At 56.4% G+C, this 7,092-nt stretch carries 7 protein-coding genes; 5 read left to right on the plus strand and 2 right to left on the minus strand.

The window, feature by feature from the left end; translation table 11 throughout:
• The first annotated feature begins 34 nt into the window (after nt 1-34).
• From hemE to ACOTXL_RS22805, 5 genes are all read left to right on the plus strand, one after another.
• On the plus strand, nt 35-1,099 hold the full coding sequence (gene hemE, locus ACOTXL_RS22785) for a uroporphyrinogen decarboxylase (protein WP_022650209.1): 1,065 nt from the start codon (nt 35-37) through the stop codon (nt 1,097-1,099).
• 9 nt (nt 1,100-1,108) lie between these two features.
• Nucleotides 1,109-1,780, plus strand: coding sequence for a deoxyribonuclease V (gene nfi, locus ACOTXL_RS22790; protein ID WP_003862312.1), 672 nt, complete (start codon nt 1,109-1,111; stop codon nt 1,778-1,780).
• A 41-nt stretch (nt 1,781-1,821) separates the two neighbouring features.
• Nucleotides 1,822-2,412 carry a YjaG family protein gene (locus ACOTXL_RS22795; RefSeq protein ID WP_003862310.1) on the plus strand — a complete coding sequence of 197 codons (591 nt, stop codon included), beginning with the start codon at nt 1,822-1,824 and terminating at the stop codon, nt 2,410-2,412.
• Nucleotides 2,413-2,598: 186 nt separating this feature from the next.
• Complete coding sequence (gene hupA / locus ACOTXL_RS22800; RefSeq protein WP_002445246.1) at nt 2,599-2,871, plus strand: nucleoid-associated protein HU-alpha; 273 nt, start codon at nt 2,599-2,601, stop codon at nt 2,869-2,871.
• Nucleotides 2,872-2,882: 11 nt separating this feature from the next.
• Nucleotides 2,883-3,575: a DUF1481 domain-containing protein gene (locus tag ACOTXL_RS22805; protein WP_045332535.1), complete on the plus strand. Its 693-nt coding sequence runs from the start codon at nt 2,883-2,885 to the stop codon at nt 3,573-3,575.
• A 47-nt stretch (nt 3,576-3,622) separates the two neighbouring features.
• On the opposite strand, the gene purD is transcribed toward ACOTXL_RS22805, so the two are convergent.
• Together purD and purH are read right to left on the minus strand one after the other, a co-directional pair.
• Nucleotides 3,623-4,915, minus strand: coding sequence for a phosphoribosylamine--glycine ligase (gene purD, locus ACOTXL_RS22810; RefSeq protein WP_022650211.1), 1,293 nt, complete (start codon nt 4,913-4,915; stop codon nt 3,623-3,625).
• A gap of 15 nt (nt 4,916-4,930) precedes the next feature.
• Entirely contained in the window at nt 4,931-6,520 is a 1,590-nt protein-coding gene (purH, locus tag ACOTXL_RS22815) for a bifunctional phosphoribosylaminoimidazolecarboxamide formyltransferase/IMP cyclohydrolase (RefSeq protein ID WP_045351147.1), read from the minus strand.
• Between the last annotated feature and the right edge of the window lie 572 nt (nt 6,521-7,092).

The following is a 7,092-nucleotide window of genomic DNA, read 5'->3' on the forward strand; positions in this document are numbered from 1 at the left end:
ACACTGACGGACTGACGCAATAAGGAACTGCAAAATGACCGAACTGAAGAACGATCGTTATCTGCGTGCGCTGCTGCGCCAGCCCGTTGATGTCACCCCGGTGTGGATGATGCGCCAGGCGGGACGCTATCTGCCAGAGTACAAAGCCACGCGCGCGCAGGCGGGCGATTTTATGTCGCTGTGCAAAAACGCCGAGCTGGCCTGTGAAGTGACGCTCCAGCCGCTGCGCCGCTTCCCGCTCGATGCCGCCATTCTTTTTTCGGACATTCTCACCATTCCGGATGCGATGGGCCTTGGGCTCTATTTCGAAACCGGCGAGGGCCCGCGTTTTACCTCACCGATCAAAAGCAAAGCCGACGTTGATAAGTTGCCGATCCCCGATCCGGAAGGCGAGCTGGGCTATGTGATGAACGCCGTGCGCACCATTCGCCGCGAGCTCAAAGGCGATGTGCCGCTGATTGGCTTCTCCGGTAGTCCGTGGACGCTGGCCACCTACATGGTGGAAGGCGGCAGCAGCAAAGCCTTTACCGTCATCAAAAAGATGATGTACGCCGAGCCGCTGGCCCTGCATGCGCTGCTCGACAAGCTCGCGAAGAGCGTCACGCTCTACCTCAACGCGCAGATTAAAGCAGGTGCGCAGTCGGTGATGATTTTCGACACCTGGGGCGGCGTGCTGACCGGACGTGATTATCAGCAGTTCTCCCTGTACTACATGCACAAAATTGTCGATGGCCTGCTGCGTGAAAACGAAGGCCGTCGCGTGCCGGTGACGCTGTTTACCAAAGGCGGCGGCCAGTGGCTGGAAGCGATGGCGGCCACCGGCTGCGACGCGCTGGGCCTCGACTGGACCACCGATATTGCCGATGCGCGCCGTCGCGTGGGGGACAAAGTGGCGCTTCAGGGCAACATGGACCCGTCCATGCTCTATGCACAGCCTGCCCGTATCGAAGAGGAAGTGTCGACTATACTGTCTGGTTTCGGCCAGGGTGAAGGCCACGTCTTTAACCTCGGCCACGGCATTCATCAGGATGTGCCGCCTGAACACGCAGGCGTATTTGTGGAGGCGGTGCATCGGCTTTCTGCCCAGTATCATAAGTAAGGAGTGGTTATGGATCTCGCGTCGCTACGCGCTCAGCAAATCGAACTGGCTTCATCGGTGATCCGTGAGGATCGTCTGGATACGGACCCTCCGCGGTACATTGGCGGGGCGGACGTCGGGTTTGAGCAGGGCGGTGAAGTGACGCGAGCGGCGATGGTGGTGCTGAAATACCCGTCGCTGGAGCTGGTGGAGTACAAGGTGGCGCGTATCGCCACCACCATGCCCTATATCCCCGGCTTTCTCTCCTTCCGCGAATATCCCGCGCTGCTGGCCGCTTGGGAACAACTCTCGCAAAAACCTGACCTGCTGTTTGTTGATGGGCATGGTATCTCCCATCCGCGTCGCTTAGGCGTTGCCAGCCACTTTGGTCTGCTGGTGGACGTGCCGACCATCGGCGTGGCGAAAAAACGCCTGTGCGGCGCGTTTGAGCCGCTCTCTGCCGAACCGGGCGCGCTGGCGCCGCTTATTCATAAAGGCGAGCAGCTGGCGTGGGTCTGGCGCAGTAAAGCGCGCTGCAACCCGCTGTTTATCGCAACCGGGCATCGGGTGAGCATGGACAGCGCCCTGGCGTGGGTGCAACGCTGTATGAAGGGCTACCGTTTACCGGAGCCAACCCGCTGGGCTGACGCCGTGGCCTCTTCACGTCCGGCATTCATTCGTTGGCAGGAAATTCAGCCGTGATTCAGGTAAACTGCGGCTAATTTTCGATTCGAGACATCATCATGTTACAAAACCCGATTCATCTGCGCCTTGAAAAGCTGGAAAGCTGGCAGCACGTGACGTTTATGGCTTGCCTGTGCGAGCGCATGTATCCCAACTATGCCGCGTTCTGCAAGCAGACAGCGTTTGGCGAAGGCCAGATTTATCGTCGTATCCTGGATTTAATCTGGGAGACGCTGACGGTCAAAGACGCGAAGGTGAATTTTGACTCTCAGCTCGAAAAGCTGGAAGAGGCTATTCCGGCTGCGGATGATTTCGACCTGTATGGCGTCTACCCGGCCATTGATGCCTGTGTGGCGTTGAGCGAGCTGATCCACTCCCGTCTGAGCGGTGAAACCCTGGAACACGCCATTGAAGTCAGTAAGGCATCCATTACCACCGTTGCGATGCTGGAAATGACCCAGGAAGGCCGTGAAATGACCGACGAAGAGCTGCGTGCTAACCCGGCGGTAGAACAGGAATGGGACATTCAGTGGGAGATTTTCCGCCTGCTGGCAGAGTGTGAAGAGCGTGATATTGAGCTGATCAAAGGGCTGCGCGCGGACCTGCGCGAGGCCGGCGAGAGCAATATTGGTATAATTTTTAACCAATGAGACAACAAAACGTGATTTAACGCCTGTTTTGTCGCTCCTCGACTCTTCCCTTTCGCCCCCCGTCTGGTCTACATTTGGGGGGCGAAAAAAAGTGGCTATCGGTGCGTGTATGCAGGAGAGTGCTTTTTTGGCATTTTCGTCGCACTCGATGCTTAGCAAGCGATAAACACATTGAAAGGATAACTTATGAACAAGACTCAACTGATTGATGTAATTGCGGACAAGGCTGATCTGTCTAAAGTGCAGGCTAAAGCTGCTCTGGAATCTACCCTGGCTGCTATTACTGAGTCTCTGAAAGAAGGCGATGCTGTACAACTGGTTGGTTTCGGTACCTTCAAAGTGAACCACCGCGCTGAGCGTACTGGCCGCAACCCGCAGACCGGTAAAGAAATCAAAATCGCCGCAGCTAACGTGCCGGCATTTGTTTCTGGTAAAGCACTGAAAGACGCAGTTAAGTAAGACGCGTGGCAGTGAACAGTTTTAACGAAGGGGCGGCAACGCCCCTTTTGTCATTCTGGCGTGGAACGCTCGCGCTGGCAGGCGTACTGTTGCTGTCTGCCTGTAGTCATGATTCCTCACTCCCCCCGTTTACCGCCAGCGGCTACGCTGACAACCAGGGTGCGGTCAGGATCTGGCGCAAAGATTCCAGCGATGAAGTCCATATGCTCACCGCGTTCAGCCCATGGCATAACGGCAATACCTCGACCGCAGAATACCGCTGGCAGGGCGATGCCCTGTCGCTCATTGAACTGAATATCTACAGTAAGACTCCCGAACACGTGAAGGTGCGTTTCGACGACCACGGCGAGCTGAGCTTTATGCAGCATGAGGTCAGTGGACTGAAAAAGCAGCTTTCCAGCGATCAGGTCGCCCTCTACCGCTACCGTGCTGAACAACTTCGCCAGACCAGCGATGCGCTGCGTCAGGGCCGCGTGGTGCTGCGTCAGGGGCGCTGGCATGCCGACGGCACGGTGACCACCTGCGAAGGGCAGACGGTGAAGCCTGAGCTTGAATCCTGGGCAACCGAACACATTCAGCGTCGTCAGCGGCATTCATCTGTGGAGGTGAGTGTGGCATGGCTGGAAGCGCCGGAAGGCTCTCAGCTGTTGCTGGTGGCGAATGAAGATTTCTGCACCTGGCAGCCGACAGAAAAGAGTTTTTGATTTAAGTCCCCTCTCCCTTGAGGGAGAGGGTTAGGGTGAGGGGGAAATTACTCCCCCTGCTCCCGCGCAATAGCACGATAACCGATATCCTGACGGCTGAAGCTGCCGTTCCAGTGAATATCCGCCATCAGCGCATAGGCGCGTTTCTGCGCTTCTGCCACGGTCTGGCCCAGCGCGGTCGCACACAGCACGCGGCCGCCGTTGGTGAGCACGCGGTCATCGTCAGCCAGCTTCGTACCGGCGTGGAACACCTTCGCGCCGTCAATCTCTTCCAGCGGCAGGCCGTGGATCTCATCTCCAGTGTTGTAGCTACCCGGATACCCACCCGCAGCAATCACCACACCTAAAGAGGCACGCTCGTCCCACTCTGACGTTTTCTCATCCAGTTTGCCTTCGCAGGCCGCAAGGCACAGATCCACCAGGTCGGATTTCATGCGCAGCATGATCGGCTGGGTTTCCGGATCGCCAAAGCGGCAGTTGAATTCGATCACCTTCGGGTTACCCTGCTTGTCGATCATCAGGCCTGCATAAAGGAAACCGGTGTAGGTATTGCCTTCCGCCGCCATCCCTTTCACGGTTGGCCAGATGATGCGGTCCATGGTGCGCTGATGCACCTCATCGGTAACAACGGGAGCAGGAGAGTAAGCGCCCATTCCCCCAGTGTTGGGGCCGGTATCGCCATTGCCCACACGCTTGTGATCCTGGCTGGTGGCCATCGGCAGAACGTGCTCGCCATCGACCATCACGATAAAGCTCGCCTCTTCGCCGTCGAGGAACTCTTCAATCACGATGCGGTGGCCCGCATCGCCAAAGGCGTTACCTGCCAGCATATCCTGAACCGCGGCTTCGGCTTCTTCGAGGGTCATCGCGACGATCACGCCTTTACCCGCGGCCAGACCGTCGGCCTTGATAACAATCGGCGCGCCCTTCTCACGTAACCAGGCCAGAGCAGGCTCCACTTCAGTGAAATTCTGATATTCCGCCGTCGGGATGTTATGACGCGCGAGAAAATCTTTGGTGAAGGCTTTTGAGCCTTCCAGCTGTGCGGCACCCTCCGTTGGGCCAAAGATTTTCAGGCCAGCTGCGCGGAAGGCGTCTACGACGCCAATCACCAGCGGCGCTTCCGGGCCAACGATGGTCAGATCGATGTTCTCGGTCTGGGCAAAGCTCAGCAGTGCCGGGATATCGGTCACGCCGATGGCGACGTTTTGCAGCGCGGGTTCCAGCGCCGTACCGGCATTACCCGGTGCCACAAAGACGGTTTCAACCTGCGGAGACTGCGCTGCTTTCCACGCCAGGGCGTGCTCGCGCCCGCCGTTACCAATCACTAATACTTTCATTTTCTGCTCCGGGAATTAATGGCGGAAGTGGCGCATGTCGGTGAAGATCATTGCGATGCCATGCTCGTCGGCAGCGGCAATCACTTCGTCATCACGGATTGAACCGCCAGGCTGGATCACACAGGTGATGCCCACCGCAGCCGCAGCGTCGATACCGTCGCGGAACGGGAAGAAGGCGTCAGAGGCCATGGCGGAGCCTTTCACTTCCAGGCCTTCGTCGCCTGCTTTGATACCGGCAATTTTTGCAGAGTAAACGCGGCTCATCTGGCCTGCGCCTATCCCGATGGTCATGTTCTCTTTGGCGTAAACAATTGCGTTAGACTTCACGAACTTCGCCACTTTCCAGCAGAACAGCGCGTCACGCAGCTCCTGTTCGGTCGGCTGACGTTTGGTCACCACGCGCAGGTCGGCTTCTGTCACCATCCCCAGATCGCGGTCCTGAACCAGCAGACCGCCGTTCACGCGCTTGAAGTCCAGGCCCGGCACGCGTTCCGCCCACTGACCGCAAACCAGCACGCGCACATTCTGTTTTGCCGCAGTGATTTTCAGCGCTTCTTCTGATGCGGACGGCGCGATGATCACTTCGACAAACTGGCGGGAGATGATGGCCTGCGCGGTTTCCGCATCCAGCTCGCGGTTAAAGGCGATAATGCCGCCGAACGCGGAGGTCGGGTCGGTTTTGTAGGCGCGATCGTAGGCATCCAGAATAGAAGTGCTTACCGCAACGCCGCATGGGTTGGCGTGCTTGACGATAACGCAGGCCGGCTCGCTGAATTCTTTCACGCATTCCAGCGCGGCGTCGGTGTCGGCAATGTTGTTATAGGAAAGGGCTTTGCCCTGAACCTGCTGGGCGGTCGCAACGGAGGCTTCCTTTACCTCTTCTTCTATATAGAAGGCAGCCTGCTGGTGGCTGTTCTCACCGTAACGCATATCCTGCTTCTTAATGAAGTTCAGGTTCAGGGTGCGCGGGAAGCGGCCAGAGGGATCTTTGCTTTCACCATGGTAAGCCGGTACCAGGCTACCGAAGTAGTTGGCGATCATGCTGTCGTAGGCGGCGGTATGCTCGAAGGCTTTGATGGCGAGATCGAAACGCGTTTCAAGTGTCAGGGACCCTTCGTTGGCATCCATCTCATTAATAATGGCGTTGTAGTCGCTGCTCTTCACCACGATGGCCACATCTTTATGGTTCTTGGCTGCGGAGCGCACCATGGTCGGGCCGCCGATATCGATATTTTCAACCGCATCTTCCAGAGAGCAGCCTTCGCGGGCGACGGTCTGGGTGAACGGGTAGAGGTTAACAACGACCATATCGATAGGCGCGATATCGTGCTGTTCCATAATGGCGTCGTCCTGACCGCGACGGCCAAGAATACCGCCGTGGACTTTCGGATGCAGGGTTTTGACGCGTCCATCCATCATTTCCGGGAAACCGGTGTAATCGGACACTTCGGTTACCGGCAGACCTTTCTCTGCTAACAGGCGCGCGGTGCCACCTGTAGAAAGCAGCTCCACACCGCGTGCGGAAAGTGCCTGGGCGAATTCGACGATACCGGCTTTATCAGAAACACTGAGCAGAGCGCGGCGGACTGGACGACGTTGTTGCATGGTAAATCCCCTGGATTTCACGATTACAGAGAGCGTTAGATGAATTTTCCTGTGAAAAACTCATCTAACACACCTGACGAGGCATCCTTGTAAAGCGCGAGCATTTTAACGAAAACGTTTGCGCAACGCTCGCACATTTTTACTTTTTCGTATCATTGTGGATAAGTCTGTGTGTAAAAAGGTATAAGGCGGGGTTTTGCTGTGGAATGCAGCAGTCAGTCATTTTTCTGTCATTTAGCGGTTGCGGCCTGCGGAGAACTCCCTATAATGCGCCTCCATCGACACGGCGGATGTGAATCACTTCACAAACAACCCGGTCGGTTGAAGAGAAAAAATCCTGAAAATCAGGGTTGACTCTGAAAGAGGAAAGCGTAATATACGCCACCTCGCAACGGTGAGCGAAAGCCGCGTTGCACTGCTCTTTAACAATTTATCAGACAATCTGTGTGGGCACTCAAAGTGACATGGATTCTTAATGTCCTCGGACGAAAAATGAATACCAAGTCTCAACGAGTGAACACGTAATTCATTACGAAGTTTAATTCATTGAGCATCAAACTTTTAAATTGAAG

The sequence above is a fragment of the Enterobacter cloacae complex sp. IR5402 genome, from assembly GCF_049238125.1.
Lineage (GTDB): Bacteria > Pseudomonadota > Gammaproteobacteria > Enterobacterales > Enterobacteriaceae > Enterobacter > Enterobacter hormaechei_C.

Bases quoted from the DNA above. Each gene is read 5' to 3' on its own strand.
- hemE (WP_022650209.1), top strand. From the start codon at position 35: ATGACCGAACTGAAGAACGATCGTTATCTGCGTGCGCTGCTGCGCCAG.
- nfi (WP_003862312.1), top strand. From the start codon at position 1,109: ATGGATCTCGCGTCGCTACGCGCTCAGCAAATCGAACTGGCTTCATCG.
- ACOTXL_RS22795 (WP_003862310.1), top strand. From the start codon at position 1,822: ATGTTACAAAACCCGATTCATCTGCGCCTTGAAAAGCTGGAAAGCTGG.
- hupA (WP_002445246.1), top strand. From the start codon at position 2,599: ATGAACAAGACTCAACTGATTGATGTAATTGCGGACAAGGCTGATCTG.
- purD (WP_022650211.1), bottom strand. From the start codon at position 4,915: ATGAAAGTATTAGTGATTGGTAACGGCGGGCGCGAGCACGCCCTGGCG.
- purH (WP_045351147.1), bottom strand. From the start codon at position 6,520: ATGCAACAACGTCGTCCAGTCCGCCGCGCTCTGCTCAGTGTTTCTGAT.